General features: G+C 64.9%; 16 protein-coding genes. 11 read left to right on the top strand and 5 right to left on the bottom strand.

From position 1 onward, the window contains the following. Nucleotides 1-348: 348 nt before the first annotated feature. The gene (gene purL / locus ACODR8_RS05375; RefSeq protein ID WP_489006293.1) at nucleotides 349-2,559 is read right to left on the bottom strand and encodes a phosphoribosylformylglycinamidine synthase subunit PurL; all 2,211 of its coding nucleotides are present in this window, start codon (nucleotides 2,557-2,559) and stop codon (nucleotides 349-351) included. A gap of 220 nt (nucleotides 2,560-2,779) precedes the next feature. Next, nucleotides 2,780-3,160: a hypothetical protein gene (locus ACODR8_RS05370; protein WP_489006292.1), complete on the bottom strand. Its 381-nt coding sequence runs from the start codon at nucleotides 3,158-3,160 to the stop codon at nucleotides 2,780-2,782. 168 nt (nucleotides 3,161-3,328) lie between these two features. On the opposite strand from ACODR8_RS05370, the gene ACODR8_RS05365 reads away from it, so the two are divergent. The 6 genes from ACODR8_RS05365 to ACODR8_RS05340 all read left to right on the top strand — a co-directional run bounded on the left by ACODR8_RS05365 (nucleotide 3,329) and on the right by ACODR8_RS05340 (nucleotide 7,704). Next, nucleotides 3,329-3,589 (top strand): exodeoxyribonuclease VII small subunit, encoded by a 261-nt coding sequence (locus ACODR8_RS05365; protein ID WP_217671788.1) that lies wholly within the window; start codon nucleotides 3,329-3,331, stop codon nucleotides 3,587-3,589. Nucleotides 3,590-3,594: 5 nt separating this feature from the next. After that, nucleotides 3,595-4,509, top strand: coding sequence for a polyprenyl synthetase family protein (locus tag ACODR8_RS05360; protein WP_489006291.1), 915 nt, complete (start codon nucleotides 3,595-3,597; stop codon nucleotides 4,507-4,509). Nucleotides 4,510-4,514: 5 nt separating this feature from the next. Beyond that, nucleotides 4,515-5,021, top strand: a complete 507-nt coding sequence (gene coaD, locus ACODR8_RS05355; RefSeq protein ID WP_489006290.1) for a pantetheine-phosphate adenylyltransferase — start codon at nucleotides 4,515-4,517, stop codon at nucleotides 5,019-5,021. Nucleotides 5,022-5,107: 86 nt separating this feature from the next. Next, nucleotides 5,108-5,827 carry a peptidylprolyl isomerase gene (locus ACODR8_RS05350; protein ID WP_489006289.1) on the top strand — a complete coding sequence of 240 codons (720 nt, stop codon included), beginning with the start codon at nucleotides 5,108-5,110 and terminating at the stop codon, nucleotides 5,825-5,827. Nucleotides 5,828-6,054: 227 nt separating this feature from the next. Continuing rightward, nucleotides 6,055-7,086 carry a tRNA preQ1(34) S-adenosylmethionine ribosyltransferase-isomerase QueA gene (queA, locus tag ACODR8_RS05345; RefSeq protein WP_489006288.1) on the top strand — a complete coding sequence of 344 codons (1,032 nt, stop codon included), beginning with the start codon at nucleotides 6,055-6,057 and terminating at the stop codon, nucleotides 7,084-7,086. A 33-nt stretch (nucleotides 7,087-7,119) separates the two neighbouring features. Next, nucleotides 7,120-7,704, top strand: a complete 585-nt coding sequence (locus ACODR8_RS05340) for a TetR/AcrR family transcriptional regulator (protein WP_489006287.1) — start codon at nucleotides 7,120-7,122, stop codon at nucleotides 7,702-7,704. A gap of 113 nt (nucleotides 7,705-7,817) precedes the next feature. On the opposite strand, the gene ilvD is transcribed toward ACODR8_RS05340, so the two are convergent. After that, on the bottom strand, nucleotides 7,818-9,668 hold the full coding sequence (ilvD, locus tag ACODR8_RS05335; protein WP_489006286.1) for a dihydroxy-acid dehydratase: 1,851 nt from the start codon (nucleotides 9,666-9,668) through the stop codon (nucleotides 7,818-7,820). A 107-nt stretch (nucleotides 9,669-9,775) separates the two neighbouring features. Here ilvD and ACODR8_RS05330 point away from each other — a divergent pair, with 107 nt between their 5' ends. From ACODR8_RS05330 to ACODR8_RS05320, 3 genes are read left to right on the top strand one after another with little or no spacing between them, the layout of a single operon-like run. Further along, a complete protein-coding gene (locus ACODR8_RS05330; protein ID WP_489006285.1) occupies nucleotides 9,776-10,651 on the top strand; it encodes a LysR family transcriptional regulator in 876 nt (291 codons plus the stop codon). A gap of 55 nt (nucleotides 10,652-10,706) precedes the next feature. Continuing rightward, complete coding sequence (locus ACODR8_RS05325; RefSeq protein ID WP_489006284.1) at nucleotides 10,707-11,477, top strand: NUDIX hydrolase; 771 nt, start codon at nucleotides 10,707-10,709, stop codon at nucleotides 11,475-11,477. A gap of 3 nt (nucleotides 11,478-11,480) precedes the next feature. After that, nucleotides 11,481-12,206 (top strand): extensin-like domain-containing protein, encoded by a 726-nt coding sequence (locus ACODR8_RS05320; RefSeq protein WP_489006283.1) that lies wholly within the window; start codon nucleotides 11,481-11,483, stop codon nucleotides 12,204-12,206. 112 nt (nucleotides 12,207-12,318) lie between these two features. On the opposite strand, the gene trpE is transcribed toward ACODR8_RS05320, so the two are convergent. Both trpE and ACODR8_RS05310 read right to left on the bottom strand, forming a co-directional pair. After that, nucleotides 12,319-13,848 carry an anthranilate synthase component I gene (gene trpE, locus ACODR8_RS05315; protein WP_489006282.1) on the bottom strand — a complete coding sequence of 510 codons (1,530 nt, stop codon included), beginning with the start codon at nucleotides 13,846-13,848 and terminating at the stop codon, nucleotides 12,319-12,321. Nucleotide 13,849: 1 nt separating this feature from the next. Continuing rightward, nucleotides 13,850-15,802, bottom strand: coding sequence for a peptidylprolyl isomerase (locus ACODR8_RS05310; RefSeq protein WP_489006281.1), 1,953 nt, complete (start codon nucleotides 15,800-15,802; stop codon nucleotides 13,850-13,852). Between the two features lie 169 nt (nucleotides 15,803-15,971). Here ACODR8_RS05310 and tpiA point away from each other — a divergent pair, with 169 nt between their 5' ends. Next, nucleotides 15,972-16,712, top strand: coding sequence for a triose-phosphate isomerase (tpiA, locus tag ACODR8_RS05305; RefSeq protein WP_489006280.1), 741 nt, complete (start codon nucleotides 15,972-15,974; stop codon nucleotides 16,710-16,712). Nucleotides 16,713-16,913: 201 nt separating this feature from the next. Then, nucleotides 16,914-17,270 carry a preprotein translocase subunit SecG gene (secG, locus tag ACODR8_RS05300; RefSeq protein WP_489006279.1) on the top strand — a complete coding sequence of 119 codons (357 nt, stop codon included), beginning with the start codon at nucleotides 16,914-16,916 and terminating at the stop codon, nucleotides 17,268-17,270. Nucleotides 17,271-17,281 lie beyond the last annotated feature (11 nt).

Here is a 17,281-nt window from a genome sequence, read left to right as displayed (position 1 = left end):
CGTTTGCACGGAAGTGGGAAGCTGTGTTTCGATCCGCGTTGGGGTGCGGGGTGAAATGGGGACCGCAGTGTATCCCTTATATCAAGGTTTGGGACGGGCGTTGGGTCCCCGCGTGCGCGGGGACGACGGGAGGAGGTGTTCTTCCTTACTCGTCGTCCCCGCGCAGGCGGGGACCCACGGTGGGCCATGTGCCTTTGGTCGTGGCTACCGGAGGTTTTCCAGAAGCGCGGCGCTTGGGGACCCATGAAGCAGCGCCTGCGTCAACGGACACTGCGATCGCATCGAAGGCGCTTCACGAGAGTTGGGTCCCCGCGTCCGCGGGGATGACGGGGGTTTGTGGATTTGGGGTTAGAGTTCGCTGTCCATCAGCTTGGGGAAGAAGCCTTCATGCGCGGCGCGCAGATCGGTGAGCGACACATTGATGCCGCCGTCGCGAGTTTCCTCGATGCCGTGGCCGCCAACAGAGCCAATGCGGACAGCGCCGGGAACATCGGCGTCGTGCCGCGTGGTTACGACATAGCGGGCCTGATCTTCACCAAAGGCTGATGCGGTTGAAGTGATCGGATCGATGATAGCGCCGATCTTGCCGGCCAGTGCCATTTCAGCGATCGTTACGATCAGGCCACCATCCGATATATCGTGCACCGCGTTGACGGTGCCAGTGGCGATCAGCGCGCGAACCGTGTCGGCATTGGCGCGTTCGGCGGTCAGATCGACCTTGGGTGCTTCGCCCGCTTCACGTCCGGCGATTTCGCGCAGCCAGATCGACTGGCCCAGATGTGTGCCCAAAGCGCCTTCTGGCCCGCCGATCAGCCAGATGGCGTCGCCTTCATTCTTGAACGCGACCGTCGCCATCACATCGACGTCCGCCAGCAGGCCGATCCCGCCAATTGCGGGCGTCGGCAGAATGGCGCTGCCGCCGCCGGTCGCCTTGCTCTCGTTGTAGAGGCTCACGTTGCCGCTCACGATCGGGAAGTCCAGTGCGCGGCAGGCGTCGCCCATCCCGTCCAGGCAGCCGGTCAGCTGGGCCATGATTTCGGGGCGCTGGGGGTTGGCGAAGTTGAGGCAGTTGGTGACGGCCAGCGGCGTCGCGCCGACGGCGGACAGGTTGCGATAGCATTCGGCGATCGCCTGCTTGCCGCCTTCATAGGGGTCTGCATAGCAATAGCGCGGGGTGCAATCCGTGCTGATCGCGATGCCCTTGTTGCTGCCATGGACGCGGACGACCGCGGCGTCGCCGCCGGGGCGCTGGACGGTGTCGGCGCCGACCATGTGATCATATTGTTCCCAGATCCAGCGACGGCTGGCGATGTCGGGGCTGCCCATCAGCTTGAGCAGGTCCGCGCCGATGTCGGTGGATTCGGGAATGTCGCCGAGCGGCTGGACGCCCGACCAGACTTTATACTCGTCCACCGGCATGGAGGGGCGATCATAGAGCGGGGCGTCATCGGCCAGCGGGGCGAGGGGGATGTCGCAGACGGTTTCGCCATGATGGACCAGAACCATGCGGCCCGTGTCGGTGACGGTGCCGATCACCGCGAAATCCAGTTCCCATTTGTGGAAAATGGCTTCGGCAAAGGCTTCGCGGCCGGGCTTCAGAACCATCAACATGCGCTCCTGGCTTTCGGAGAGCATCATTTCATAGGCGGTCATGCCGGTTTCGCGCTGCGGCACGGCGTCCATGTTGAGGAGCAGACCGACGCCGCCCTTGGACGCCATTTCGACGCTGGAGGAGGTGAGGCCCGCCGCGCCCATATCCTGAATCGCGACGATCGCGTCGCTGGCCATGAGTTCCAGGCAGGCCTCGATCAGCAGCTTTTCGGTGAAGGGGTCGCCGACCTGCACCGTGGGGCGCTTGGCGTCGGCGTCATCGCCGAAATCGGCGCTGGCCATGGTCGCGCCATGGATGCCGTCGCGCCCGGTCTTGGAGCCGACATAGACGATGGAGTTGCCGACGCCTGACGCGGCCGAATAGAAAATCTTGTCGGTGTCGGCGATGCCCACGGTCATCGCGTTGACCAGGATATTGCCGTCATAGGCAGGGTGGAAATTGACTTCGCCGCCCACCGTGGGCACGCCGACGCAATTGCCATAGCCGCCAATGCCGCGCACCACGCCGCTGATCAGGTGGCGCATCTTGGGGTGATCGGGGCGTCCGAAGCGCAGCGCGTTCATATTGGCGATGGGGCGCGCGCCCATGGTGAACACGTCGCGTAAAATGCCGCCAACCCCGGTCGCCGCACCCTGATAGGGTTCGATATAGCTGGGGTGGTTGTGGCTCTCCATCTTGAAGATCGCCGCCTGCCCATCGCCAATGTCGACCACGCCGGCGTTTTCGCCGGGGCCGCAAATGACCTGCGGGCCGGTGGTCGGCAGCTTCATCAGGTGGATTTTGGAGGATTTATAGGAGCAATGCTCCGACCACATGACCGAGAATATGCCCAGTTCCGTGAGGTTCGGCTCGCGGCCGATGGCCTTTAGGACGCGGTCATATTCTTCCGGGCTGAGGCCATGTTCGGCGACGATTTCCGGGGTGATGTGGGGAGCGGTGCTGGACATGTGCGCGCCTTTAGCGGGGCCAAGCGGGATTCACAATGGTGGGTGTGGGGGGGTGCGCGCAGCACCTGCGTCGAACCCCCTCTTCCAAGTGCGCCTAACCTCACTGCGTTCGGCAAGGCTTACTATCCTTCTCCCCAGCGGGGAGAAGGTAGGTGGGATAAGAAAAAGGCCGGACCTTTGGGAAGGTCCGGCCTGGGAAAAGGATGAGGTTGCGCGCGTCTTAGACGTGGCAGGCCTGTGCGCCCTTGCCGGGTACGGTGATGGTGACGTCGTCGCCCGCGCCGCTGACTTCAAAGCCTTCGGCGGTGAAGGGCTTGCCGACTTCGGCGGCCTTCAGCGTGGTGGCGGTGCCGCCCTTTTCAGTGCGCAGCTGGGCGGTCTTGTCGTCGCTCATATAGTCGACGAAGATCAGGCTGTTATCCTTGCAGCGGAACTGCTTGTTGGCCTTGACCGACGGCGGCAGCTCGACCGGCGCGGCATTGGCCAGCTCGGCAGCCATCGGATCGGCAGGGCCGCCCACGACTTCGGGTTCGTCACTCTTGTTGCAGGCGGCCAGCAGGCTGAGCGAGGCAACGGCGATAAGGGGGAGATAAAATTTCATAGCGGTCCTTCTATGTGCATCTGCAACATGCTGCGTCAACGCAAAACTGCCCACAGTCCGCTATCGCTATCATATGACGTCATGACGGCTATGTGACAGTCATGAAAGCGGGCATGAAAGCCGGTGTGATGGCTTGACCGGGGCGGCGGCGGCGGTCAATGCAGGGACATGGCAGACGATAGCAGCATAGCGCCCCCCGATCCGGCAACGCTCTCTTTCGAGGACGCCTTGCGCGCGCTCGAAACGATCGTGCGGCGGCTTGAAAGCGGCGACGTGCCGCTCGACGAGTCGATCTCGCTCTATGCGCAGGGCGAAGAATTGCGCAAACGCTGCACCGAGCGGCTGGCAGCGGCCGAAGCACGGATCGCCAAGCTGACGATCGACGCCAATGGCGCTGTGACCGGCGCGCAGCCGTTCGGCACGGAGTGAGCGGCATGACCGGGGGAGAGGCGGCCTCCGCAGGGGCATTGGTGACGGTGCGCGCGGCGGAAGTCGCGGCGGCGATCGACACCGCGTTCGACCATCTGCTGAGCGTGCCGGACGATCCACGGGCGCGGCTCTATGAAGCGATGCGCCATGCCGCGATCGGCGGGGGCAAAAGGTTGCGGCCATTGCTGGTGCAGGCGACCAGCGACCTGTTCCATCTGTCGCGCGAATCGGCGCTGCGGGTCGGCCTGGCGATCGAGTGCATCCATGTCTATTCGCTGGTGCATGACGACCTGCCCGCGATGGACGATGACGATATGCGCCGGGGCAAGCCGACCGTTCACAAGGCGTTTGACGAGGCGACGGCGATATTGGCGGGCGATTGCCTGCACGATCTGGCGTTCCAGATATTGTCCGACGAGGAGACCCATCCCGACCCGTTCGTGCGGATCGAACTGGTGCGCGCGCTGGCGCTGGCGAGCGGCCCGGCTGGCATGGCGGGCGGGCAGATGATGGACCTGGAGGCGGAACATGCAAGGTTTGACCTGGCCACCGTCACCCGACTGCAAAATCTCAAGACCGGGGCGCTGATCGCCTTTTGCGTCGATGCCGCCGCGATCATGGCGCGGATCCCGGCGGACGCACGCAAAGGGCTGCACGGCTATGCGCGCGACATTGGCCTGGCGTTCCAGATTGCCGACGATCTGCTGGACGTAGAGGGCGACGCGGCGCTGGCGGGCAAGGCGCTGGGCAAGGATGCGGCGGCGGGCAAGGAGACGTTCGTGTCGCTGCTGGGCGTCGATCGGGCGCGGGCGCAGGCGCATATGCTGGTCGATCAGGCCAAGGCGCATCTGCATGGCTATGGCGTCGAGGCGGACCTGCTGCGCGCCATTGCCGACTATATCGTGGAGAGGGATCGCTAAAGACCATGAGCAAGCAGCGCATCGGTGTCTATCCCGGCACGTTCGATCCCATCACATTGGGGCATATGGACATCATCCGCCGCGGCGCGAAGCTGGTCGACCGGCTGGTGATCGGGGTGACCACCAATATCAGCAAATCGCCGATGTTCAGCGATGAAGAGCGGCTGGAAATGGTGCGGCGCGAATGTGCCGGGATCGACGCTGACATCGTGGTCGTCGGATTCAATTCGCTGCTGATGGATTTTGCCGAATCGCAGGGGGCCAGCGTCATCATTCGCGGGCTGCGCGCGGTGGCGGACTTTGAATATGAATATCAGATGGCGGGCATGAACCAGCAGATCAACGCCCGCGTCGAGACCGTGTTTTTGATGGCGGACGTGTGCCTGCAACCGATCGCGTCGCGGCTGGTCAAGGAAATCGCGCTTTATGGCGGGCCGATCCATAAGTTCGTCGGGCCGGTGGTGCGTGACGAGGTGGTGGCGCGGGTCGAGGCGATAGGGCGTAAAGGCTGAGTTTAATACCGCTCAGCCTGCGTTCAGTTGCCAATCGCGATCAGCGCGCTATCAGGACGGCCAAGATATTGAGGAAAGTAAGTCTCATGCGTTTCACCTGCGCGCTCAAGACCGTGGCGATCGGCATCGCCCTTACCGCGTCCGGCCTGGCCTATGCCCAGGGTGGCGTGGCCAAGGGCGACGATATGAAGAAGGCGGAGGCCGCAGCGCGGGCGGCGGAAAATGCCAAGTCGCTGGGCGGCGACCTGACCCCCAAGCTGCCGCCAGCCGTGGTGCCAGCCGATCCGCAGAATATCTGGGACCTGGATCTGTCGAGCGGCGGGCGGGTGCGCATCCAGCTGCGCCCCGACATCGCGCCCGGCCATGTCGAGCGGATCAAGGAGCTGACACGGCAGGGTTTCTATAACGGCCTGAAATTCCATCGCGTCATCCCCGGCTTCATGGCGCAGGGTGGCGATCCCAAGGGCGATGGCACCGGCGGTTCGACTTTGCCGGACCTGAAGGCGGAGTTCAACCCGATGCCGCATCTGCGCGGCACCGTGTCCATGGCGCGCGCGCAGGGCGAGGATAGCGCCAACAGCCAGTTCTTCATCGTGCTGCTGCCGCGGATGCAGCTGGACAAGAAATATACGGTGTTCGGCCGGGTGATCGAGGGCATGAATTATGTCGACGCGATCGCGCAGGGCGAGCCGCCCGCCAATCCGACCGTGATTTTGCAGGCGTCGATCGAGAGCGACGGCAAGCCACCGGTGACTGCGCCGGTTGCGCCAGTCGCGCCGTCGATTATTGGCGCGCCGAAGAAGTAATATAGTCCGCATCCACGATCGGCATCCTCCCCTTGCAGGGATCGTTGCGAAATTCGGATAGGCCAGCAAATCTTAGTCATTCCCGCGCAGGCGGGAATCCATCTCCTACCTTGTCGTCATGATTTTAGGGCCCCGCCTGCGCGGGGATGACGTGAAAATTTGTGAAGGATGAATTTCGCGATAATCCCCTTGCAGGGGAGGGCCAGTTCAACGAAACGCCCTGGACCATGCGCGTAGACCTTTTCGATTTCGACCTGCCGCCGGAGAATATCGCGCTGCGGCCCGCGTCTCCGCGCGATAGCGCGCGCTTGTTGCTGGTGCCGGGCGAGGGTGATTTTGCTGACCTGAGCGTGCGTGATCTGCCGTCGTTGCTGCGGGCGGGCGATGTGCTGGTGTTCAACGACACGCGCGTCATTCCCGCGCAGCTGGAGGGGATGCGCGGCAATGCGCGGATCGGGGCGACACTGCATAAAAGGCTGGGACTGCGCCAGTGGCAGGCCTTTTTGCGCAATGCCAAGCGGGTGCGCGACGGTGAGCGGATCGATTTTGGCGCTGGCGTGACTGCCATTGCCGGGCCGCGCGACGATGATGGCGGAGTGACGCTGAGTTTCGAGGGTGAAGAGCCGGTGGAGGTTCTGCTGGAGCGGGCGGGGCGGATGCCGCTGCCGCCCTATATCGCCAGCAAGCGCCCGACCGACGAGCGCGACCGGGCGGATTATCAGACCATGTTCGCGCGGGAGGATGGCGCGGTGGCAGCGCCGACGGCTGCGCTGCATTTCACGCCAGAATTGATGGCGGGGCTGGCAGAGCGGGGAATCGCGACCGAGACGCTGACGCTGCATGTCGGCGCGGGGACGTTCCTGCCGGTCAAGGCGGACGATACCGACGATCATCGGATGCACGCCGAATGGGGGCGGATCGAGGCGGCGACGGCGGATCGGCTCAATGCCGCGCGGGCTGCGGGCGGGCGGCTGATTGCGGTTGGCACCACCAGCTTGCGCCTGCTGGAAAGCGCGGCGGGGGAGGACGGGATCATCCGCGCCTTTGCCGATGAAACCCGCATCTTCATCACACCGGGCTACAAGTTCCGCGCAGTCGACGGGCTGATGACCAATTTCCATCTGCCCAAATCGACCTTATTCATGCTGGTGTCGGCGCTCATGGGGACGGAGCGGATGCGGGCGGCCTATGATCATGCGATCGGGTCGGGCTATCGTTTTTACAGCTATGGCGACAGTTCGCTATTATTGCCGGGATGATCCGGGGCGGATTTCTGTGCTAGACCAAGGCGCATGAGCAAGCAGGCGGGAAGCGAAGAAGGGGTGCGGTCGCGGCGCGACGAGATACTCGCGGTCGCGGCGCAGCTGTTCGCGCGCAAGGGCTATCGCGGCACGTCGATGCGCGACATTGGCGAGGCGTCGGGGGTGCTGGGCGGGTCGCTCTATCATCATATCAAGTCCAAGGACGCGCTGTTCGTCGAACTGCATAATGGTGCGCTGGATGCTGCGGAAGCGCGGATCGCGGCGGCGGTGGCGGCAGCGGCCGATCCGTGGGACCGGCTGGAGGCGGCGTGCGTGGCGCTGCTGGAGGTGCAACTGGCGCCCGATTCGCTGACGATGCCGATGATGAATGATTTTCGCGAAGTGCCTGACGCGGTGCGCACGCAACTGGTGGCGCGGCGCGACCGGTTCGAGCAGTTGTTTCGGGCGATCGTTGATGACCTGCCTCTGCCCGCGGCGATCGACCGGTCCATCTATCGCAACCTGCTCCTGTCCCAGCTCAATGCGGCGGCGGACTGGTTCCGCCCCGGTCGCCTCAGCTCGCGCGAGATTGCGATGCAGATCGCGCGGCTGTTCCGGCACGAGGCGGCGGGCTGAGCTTGTCGAAGCCTTGTCCTTTCTTTGGCGGAAGGACAGCCCGCTTCGACTGACTGCTTGCAGCAGTCGATTGGGACAGGCTTTGACAGGTTCAGGGCGAACGGAATGTCGTTCTATTTTTCGATCTGGCTGACGTCCCGCACCGCGCCTTTGGCGGCGTTGGTGGTCATGGCGGCGTAGGCGCGGAGCGCGGGGGAGACTTCGCGTTTGCGGCCAAAGGGCTTCCAGGCCTTGATGCCCATTTTCTCCATTTCGGCGCGGCGTTCGGCCAGGAGGGCATCATCTATGTCCAGCTTGATCACACGGTTGGGAATGTCGATGATGATCGGGTCGCCGGTCTGGACGAGGGCGATGAGGCCGCCTTCGGCTGCTTCGGGCGAGACATGGCCGATCGACAGGCCTGACGTGCCGCCGGAGAAGCGCCCGTCGGTGATGAGCGCGCATTCCTTGCCCAGACCTTTCGATTTCAGATAGCTGGTCGGGTAGAGCATTTCCTGCATACCGGGGCCGCCCTTTGGCCCTTCGTAGCGGATGACGACGACGTCGCCGGCCTTGACTTCATTGCCCAAAATGCCCGCGACCGAGGCGTCCTGGCTTTCATAGACGCGCGCGGTGCCGTGGAAGGTCAGGATCGAATCGTCCACACCCGCCGTCTTGACGATGCAGCCTTCGGGCGCGAGGTTGCCGTAAAGGACGGCGAGGCCGCCATCCTTGGAGAAGGGATGGTCGGCCGAGCGGATCACGCCCTTTTCGCGGTCGATGTCCAGCTCCTCCCAGCGGGCGGATTGGCTGAACGCGGTCTGGGTCGGGACGCCGCCGGGGGCCGCGCGGAAGAAGTTGCGGACTTCATCGCTGTTGGTGCGGCCAATGTCCCAGCGGGCCAGCGCAGCGGCCATGGTGGGGGCGTGGACGGTCGGCAGGCTGGTGTCGACCAGCCCTGCGCGCTCCAGTTCGCCCAGGATCGCCATGATGCCACCGGCGCGATGGACATCCTCCATATGCACGTCCTGCTTGGCGGGCGCGACCTTGCACAGGCAGGGGACGCGGCGGGACAGGCGGTCGATATCGGCCATGGTGAAATCGACCCCGCCTTCATGGGCGGCGGCGAGGAGGTGGAGGACGGTGTTGGTGGAGCCGCCCATGGCGATATCCAAGCTCATGGCGTTTTCGAACGCGGAGAAGCTGGCGATGGTGCGCGGCAGGGCGGTGGCGTCATCCTGTTCATACCAGCGCTTGGCGAGATCGACGATGACATGGCCGGCTTCGCGGAACAGGCGCTCGCGGTCCGAATGGGTGGCGAGTGTCGATCCGTTGCCGGGCAATGAGAGGCCGAGCGCTTCGGTCAGGCAGTTCATCGAATTGGCGGTGAACATGCCCGAACATGACCCGCAGGTCGGGCAGGCAGAGCGTTCGATGGTTTTGACTTCTTCGTCGGTATAGCTTTCGTCGGCGGCGACGACCATGGCGTCGACCAGATCGAGCGCTACTTCCTTGCCGCGCATCACGACCTTGCCCGCCTCCATCGGCCCGCCGGAGACGAACACGGCGGGGATGTTGAGGCGCATCGCGGCCATCAACATGCCGGGCGTGATCTTGTCGCAGTTGGAGATACAGACCATCGCGTCGGCGCAATGGGCGTTGACCATATATTCGACGCTGTCGGCGATCAGATCCCGGCTTGGCAAGGAATAGAGCATCCCGCCATGGCCCATGGCGATGCCGTCATCGACCGCGATGGTGTTGAATTCCTTGGCGACGCCGCCTGCCGCCTCGATTTCGCGGGCGACGAGCTGGCCCAGGTCTTTGAGGTGAACATGGCCCGGCACGAACTGGGTGAAGCTGTTGACGACGGCGATGATCGGCTTGCCGAAATCCTCATCCTTCATGCCCGTCGCGCGCCACAGGCCGCGCGCCCCCGCCATGTTGCGGCCGTGGGTGGTGGTTCTGGAGCGATAGGCCGGCATGGTCAGTGTCCCTGAAAAGATAATCCTCTTGGGGCCGCTTTATACCCGTTGGGATTGGGTGTGAAATATATTATTGATGGCCTATTAGGTCGTAGGACATATGAAAGATGGATATTCGCCAGTTGCGGCATTTTGTCACGGTCGCCGACACGCTGCATTTCGGGCAGGCGGCGGAACGGCTGCACATGACCCAGCCGCCGCTGAGCCAATCGATCCTGATGCTGGAGCGCGAACTGGGCGCGGCCCTGTTTGCGCGGACCAAGCGACGGGTGGCGCTGACCCCGTTCGGGGCGCAATGGCTTGAGCAGGTGCGCCCTGCGATCGCGGCGATCGATGCGCTGCCCGACAGCGCGCGGCAGTTGCGGGAGGGGCGGGCCGGGCATCTGGCCTTGTCCTTCGTCAGCACCGCCGATTATAGCGTGCTGCCCGCGCTGGTGCGGCGCTATGCTGCGCTGTTCCCGCAAGTCGAAATCCGCCTGACCGAGGCGACCAGCGATGTGCAGATACCCGCCTTGCTGGCGGGGCAGGCCCATGCGGGCATATTGATCCCGCCTGCTGACACGCCTTTGCCGCCGGAGCTTTGTTACCGCCGGTTGATCCGCGAGCCGCTGGTCGCGGCGCTGCCGGAGCAGTGGGTGGAGGCGGGGGCGATTGATGCCGACGCCATCGTGTCGTTGCCGCTGATCCTGTTCCCGCGCGCGGTGGCGCCTGCATTTCACGATCTGGTCACCGGCTATTATGCGGCGCGGGGCGGGCAGGCCAATATCGTGCAGCAGGCGATCCAGATGCAGACGATCATCAGCCTGGTGTCGGCGGGTCTGGGGATTGCGCTGGTCCCGGCGTCGCTGCGCAATCTGGCGCGCGCGGGTGTGGTCTATGCCGATCTGGGCGATGCGCCGATGCTGGAGACGGGGCTGGCGTGGCGGCGGGATGATGAGACGCCGACGTTGCGCCAGTTTCTGGAACTGGCGCAGGCGGGGTGAGGGGATCGCTGCGGCGGGCTTTACCGTTGGGCGCTGCTGCGCCTAGAGCAAGGGCATGACGACAGAGGATGATGCAGGTCGCCCCGCCGCGACGGTGGTGATCGTGCGCGACCGGCCCGATGGGCCGCCCGACATTTTGATGATGGAGCGGGCGTCGACCATGGCCTTTGCCGCTGGCGCGCTGGTGTTTCCCGGCGGGGGCGTGGACGCGCATGACCGGCAGCTGGCCGCGCGGATCGACCATGGGCTGGACCTGGACGAGGCGGCGGCGCGGATCGCGGCGATTCGCGAGACGATCGAGGAAAGCGGGCTGGGGGTCGGGCTGGCGGGCGTGGTCGATGGCGCGGCGGTGGTCTCGATCCGACAAGGGTTGCTCAGCGGGGCGGGGTTGGGTGATCTGCTCCACGCGCATGGGCTAGCGCTGGCGCTCGATGCGTTGACGCCCTTTGCCCGCTGGCACCCCGCGCCGTTCGAGAAGGCGATCCGGGTCTATGATACGCGCTTCTACCTCGCCCGCGCGCCCGACGGGCAGGAGGCGATCGCCGACGCGACCGAAAATGTGCATCTGTTCTGGAGCAGTGCGGCGGCGACGCTGGCGCGGTGCGATGCGGGGGAGGGGCATGTCATCTTCCCCACCCGCCGCAATCTGGAACGGCTGGCGCTGGCCGGGAGCCATGCCGATCTGGTCACCCATGCCGCCGCCCATCCGGTGGAGAAGGTGCGGCCATGGCTGGAGGATCGCGACGGGGAGCGGCATTTGTGCATCCCCGATCATCTGGGTTATCCCGTCACCTCGGAACCTTTGCGGCAGGCCCGGCGTGGTTAGGGGATGCGTCGCCTTCACCTGATCCTGCGCCGTTGCCTTTTATGGGGCGGCTTGCTGTGTTTGATTTTGCTGGGCTATGCCGTGATGCGGCAAAGACCGCAGGATTTGCCCTGGACCGATATCGACCTTGGTCAGCCGATCGGGCTGTTTACCGGACGCAAGCTGGCGGCGCTGACGGGGGATCGGGCGCAATGCCTGGCGCTGCTGGAGCGGGCGGGGGTTGCCTATAGCGCGATGCAGCCCGGCGGGTCGGGCCAGTGCGTTTATGATGACGCCGTCCGGCTGAAGGCGGAGCGCGGGGCGGTGGCCCTGTCCCCGGCGGCTGTTGCGCCCTCCTGCCCGGTGGTGGCGGCGCTCAAGCTGTGGGAATGGCAGGTGGTGCAGCCTGCCGCGCAGCGCATCTATGGCCAGCCAGTTGCGTCGATGCGGCATTTTGGCAGCTATAGCTGTCGGCGGATGTACGGGCGCAGTGCTGGCGATTTCAGTGAACATGCGACTGCCGACGCGATCGACATATCGGCGTTCGTGCTGGCGGATGGGCAGCAGGTGAGCGTGCTGAACGACTGGGACGGCAAGGCCAGGGACGCCGAGTTTCTGCGCGCGGTGCGGGATGGCGCGTGTGACCTGTTTTCGACGGTGCTGTCGCCCGATTATAACAAGGCGCACCGCGATCATTTCCATCTGGATCAGGCGGAACGGGGCGCGACAGGGTGGCGGGCGTGCCGGTGATATTGCTCCGCTAAATACGTCATGCCAGCGAAAGCTGGCATCCCATTTTTCTTTTCGGCGCTTGAGCAAAAGAAGGGAGATCCCAGCTTTCGCTGGGATGACGAGAGGATTTTTATTGGCCGAAGCCGCTTTCGCGCGCCAGCGCCACGGCTTCGCGGGCGGCTGCCAGCAGCGCGCCGCTCTTGGCTTCGCATTCGCGCTGTTCATATTCGGGGGTCGAGTCCGCGACGATCCCTGCGCCCGCCTGCACATGCATGACGCCGTCTTTCAGCACGGCGGTGCGCAGGACGATGCAGCTGTCCATATTGCCGTCCGGGCCGAAATAGCCGACCCCGCCCGCATAGGCGCCGCGGGTTTCGGGTTCCAGTTCGGCGATGATCTCGCACGCGCGAACCTTGGGTGCGCCCGATACCGTCCCGGCCGGGAAGCCTGCGAACAGCGCGTCGATCGCGTCCTTGTCCGGCGATAGCTGGCCGACGACGTTGGAGACGATGTGCATGACATGGCTGTAAAATTCGACGCTGTAGCTGTCGGTCACGGTCACGCTGCCAGCCGTCGCGACGCGGCCGACATCGTTGCGGCCCAGGTCCAGCAGCATCAGATGCTCGGCGCGTTCCTTGGGATCGGACAGCAGGCTTTCGCGGTTGGCGGCGTCCTCCACCGCATTCTTGCCGCGCGGACGGGTGCCTGCGATCGGGCGGATCGTGACTTCGCCGTCGCGGGCGCGGACCAATATCTCAGGGGACGAGCCGATCAGCGCGAAGCCGGGCAGGTCGAGATAATAGAGGAAAGGCGAGGGATTGATGCGGCGCAGCGCGCGATAGAGGGCGATCGGGGGCAGGGTGAAGGGGCTGGTGAAGCGCTGCGCCAGCACGACCTGAAAAATATCGCCCGCGACGATATAATCCTTGGCCTTGGTCACCATGGCGGCATAGCGGCCCGGCTCCAGCACCGGGGTGACCGCGATATCGGCCATGTCCGCCGGTGGGGGCGTGGCGGGCAGCGGGGCGGCGAGGCGTGCGGCGGTGGCGTCGATCCGTTCGAGCGCGGCGTCGATCGCCCGATCAGCAGCGCCTTCGGCGTCGGTGAAGCTGCCCTTCCACACCGGCGCGACCAGATAGAGGGCGTCGGCCAGCCGGTCGAATACCAGGATCACGGTCGGGCGCACGAACAGCATATCGGGCAGGGCGATGGGATTAGGGGCGGGGCGGGGCAGTTTTTCGACCAGCCCGACCGTTTCATAACCGAAATAGCCGACCAGGCAGGCGAGCGCGGCGGGCAGAGCGGGATCGAGTTCCGCGCGACATTCGGCGACCAGCGACCGCAGCGCGGTCAGCGCGTCAGCCTCAACCGGCTCGAACGCATTGCGGTCGGTCGCCCATTGGCGGTTGATCTGGGCCATGTTGCCATCGGCGCGGAACAGGAGGTCGGGGGCCAGGCCGATCAGGCTATGCCGACCACGCACCGCGCCGCCCTCCACCGATTCCAGCAGAAAGTCGCCACGATCCGCCTCGAACAATTTGAGCGCGGCGGATATCGGCGTGTCGGTGTCGGCAATCTGCCGCCGCCACACCAGCGCCGATTCGCCCCGCGCCAGCGCCGCGCGCGCCGAAGCGATGCCGTCCCCGCCCGTCGCGCCCATATTACTGCCCGCCGCTGTTGGTGGCGGTCAGCGCCGAGCGGGCGTCTGCCACGGCCTTGGCATTGCGGGTCACGCCCAGTTCCTTTTCGACCGCGCGCTCGAATTGCTGGCCATATTCCTGGCCGACGACTTCGCCCAGTTGGTCGCGAACCTGGCGGAGCAATTCGGGCTGACCCTTGGCATCGCCGCGCTGGATAGCGTTCAATTGCACGACGAAGGTGCCGCGATCCTGGCCTATGGGAAGCGTCTTGACCGTGTTCGCCGCCATCGAAAAGAGGATGGCGACCTCGGCCGGGGGACGCTGCTCACCGCGCATGATGTCGGCGCGGCGGCCGCCCAGCACCTGCGGCGCGGGCAGCTTGACGCCGACAGCCGCGACGGCATCGGCCAGCTTCATGCCCTTGGCGACCTTGGCCCGGATATCCTCCGCGACCTTCTTGGCTTTTTCATTGCCCTGATTGAGCTTGTACTGCGCCTGCACCAGTGCCTTGACCTTGGCCAGTGGCGGCGGCGCAGCGGCGACGATCTCACTGGCGGCGATCAGCGCATAGCGCTTGTCCGGGGTGATCGGCACCAGCTGCGCGTCATCGTCCGCGTTCATCGCGAAGGCGGGCGCGACCAGCGGTTGCAGGTCGGCGGAGGGGACATAGGCCGAATCCTCGACCTGCTTGCCGGTGGCGAGCAGCAGCGGGCTGGTTTCGAGTTTCAGGCCATTATCCTTGACCACTTCCTCGAACGTGCCGCCATCGGCAATCTGGTCCTCCAGCTTGCCGGTCAATTCGGTCAGCAGCGCCTTTTCCTTTTGCGCGCGCAGCGTCTCGACCAGTTCGCCACGCACAGAGGCGAGCGGACGGGCGGGCGTTTCGGTGATCGCGGTGACGCGCAGCACGACCCAGCCCAGAGACCCACGCACCGGACCGACCAGATCGCCCTGTTTGGCAGCAAAGGCAGCGTCGGCAATCGCCTTGCCCGCCGATGCGGTGAGCGCAGCCTGACTCTGGTCGGCCAAGGTCAGCGCTTCCAGGCCAGCGCCCTTTGCGGCGGCGGACAGCGACGTGCCGCCCTTGACCTTATCGGCAATCGCCTTGGCGCCTGCCTGCGTCGGCAGCACAAGTTGCTCGATGCTGCGGCTCTGCTTGGCGGCGTAAGCAGCCTTGTTCTGATTATAGGCGGCGGCGATGTCCGCCTCGCTGGGCTGCGAGGCCTGCGCGAAACGCTGCGCGTCGATCACGGCATAGCGGATGCGGCGCTGTTCGGGGATGGTGAAGCGATCAGCGTTGCGCTTGTAATAATCGGCCAGTTGCGCGTCGGTCGGTGCCTTGTCATCAAGGAAGGCGACCGCCGGGATGGCGGCGATCGTGCCCTGCCGTGCTTCGAGCAGCAGCGAGGCATAGGGCAGCACCAGAGAGTCGGAGAGCTTGACGCCCAGACCCACCGGACCGAGCAATTGGCGCTGGAGAATTTCGCGGCTGATATCGTCGCGCAGCGCCTGTTCGGTGATGCGTTCGCGGATCAGCAGCGATCGGAAATTATCCTGGCTGAAATTGCCCGCAGCGTCCTGAAAAGCTGGGATCTGCGCAATCTGCGCATCGACCAGCCGCTTGGAGATATGCACGCCCTGATCGTCGGCAAAGGCGCGCAGCGTCAGCGATGCGACAAGCTGGTCGAACACCTGTGTCGCGCCGCCCTGCGCGAAGAAATCACCGATCAGCAGGCCGGGATTGGATTTGCGGGCATTTTCATAGACGCGCTGGATACGGTCCTGCACTTCGTTTTGCGACAGCTTGTGGCTGCCCGCCTTGGCCGCTGTGCCGCCACCGCCGGTCAGGCTGCTGCCGAACTGGCCGCTGGACAGATCGCCCAGAACGAAGGCACCGGCGATGACCGCCAGGAAGAGGATCGCAAAGACCGCGCCGAACCTGGAGCGAATGAAGCGGCGAAAGACAGCAAGCATGAAAATGTCCGAACAGCGGGCGTGATGGCGGTCGCTTTAAGGCGGTATAGGCGCGGCGGCAAGCGCCCACGGTCATGCAAGGTCTGGCGTAGCCGGTCTGGACAAATCTCCCCACGCCGTTCATCGCGACCAAGCGTGCAGCAAAAACAAATATGGGGAAATATAATCCATGAACAGGCGTAAACTCGTCGTGGGCAACTGGAAGATGAATGGCCTTAAGGCGCATCTGGGGGAAGTCGAAGCGATAGGCGGCATCGCGACCGATCATCGGGGGGTGGATGTAGGACTATGCGTGCCTGCGACACTGATCGCGGCGGCGGCGCAGGTTCGGGGCGGGGCCTTTATCGGGGCGCAGGATTGTCACATGAACGCCAGTGGCGCGCATACCGGTTGCCTGTCGGGCGCGATGCTGGCGGAAGCGGGGGCGAGCTGGGCCATTGTCGGCCATAGCGAACGGCGGCAGGACCAGGGCGAGAGCGATGGCGACGTTGCGGCCAAGGCGCTGGCGGCCAAGGCGGCGGGGCTGAACGTCATCTTGTGCGTGGGCGAAAGCCTGGACGTGCGCGACGCGGGCGACGCTGAAGCGGTCGTGTCTGCGCAGTTGCTGGCGTCCTTGCCCGAAGGCGCGGCGGCGGACTGGCTGGCGATTGCTTATGAGCCGATCTGGGCGATCGGCACCGGGCGGATTCCGACGATGGAGGCGGTCGACGCGATGCACCGGGCGCTGCGCGCTGCGCTGGCCAGCCGGATCGGCGGGCAAGCCGACGGGATGCGCATTCTCTATGGCGGGTCGATGAATGGCGACAATGCGGCGGAATTGCTGGCCATCGCGGACGTTGATGGCGGGCTGGTCGGCGGCGCGAGCCTGACGGCAGGCAAGTTCGCGCCGATTATTGCGGCGGCTGGGTAATCCGACATCCGTTCGGGCTGAGCGAAGTCGAAGCCTTTTGCTGAGCGGAGCGAAGCAGCTTCGCCTGCGGCTCAGCAGAGCCCTTCGACTTCGCTCAGGGCGAACGGATTTGGAATCGAGTCAGATACCCATGGTTGCCCCCGCGTCGCTTCATCGCTATGTGCGCGGCAACGCACCCCATTTCCGGACAGAACCCGTCGCATGTTCACTTTCCTTCTCGTCGTGCAGGCGATCATCGCCGCCCTGCTGGTTACCGTCATCCTGATGCAGAAGTCGGAAGGCGGCGGGCTGGGCGTGGGCGGCAGCCCGGCGGGCTTCATGTCGGCGCGCGGCGCGGCGGATTTCTTGACGCGATCGACCACGGTGCTGGCGACGATCTTCGTCACTTTGTCCATCGTCATGGCTGTGATCGCGTCGGTGCGTCATGCGCCCAGCGACATCGACACGTCGCTGGTCAAGCAGGCACCGGTCATGCAGAACGCGCCGGCGACCAGCGCTGACCCGCTGGCGGGTGCGGCGAATGCGGCCAGCAACGGCGCTGTTCCGCTCGCCAACTAAACCGTTCATCG

This window comes from Sphingobium sp. FG58, from assembly GCF_057809055.1.
The sequence above is the reverse complement of the archived record's forward strand: the minus strand, read 5'-3'. Positions and strand labels throughout refer to the sequence as shown.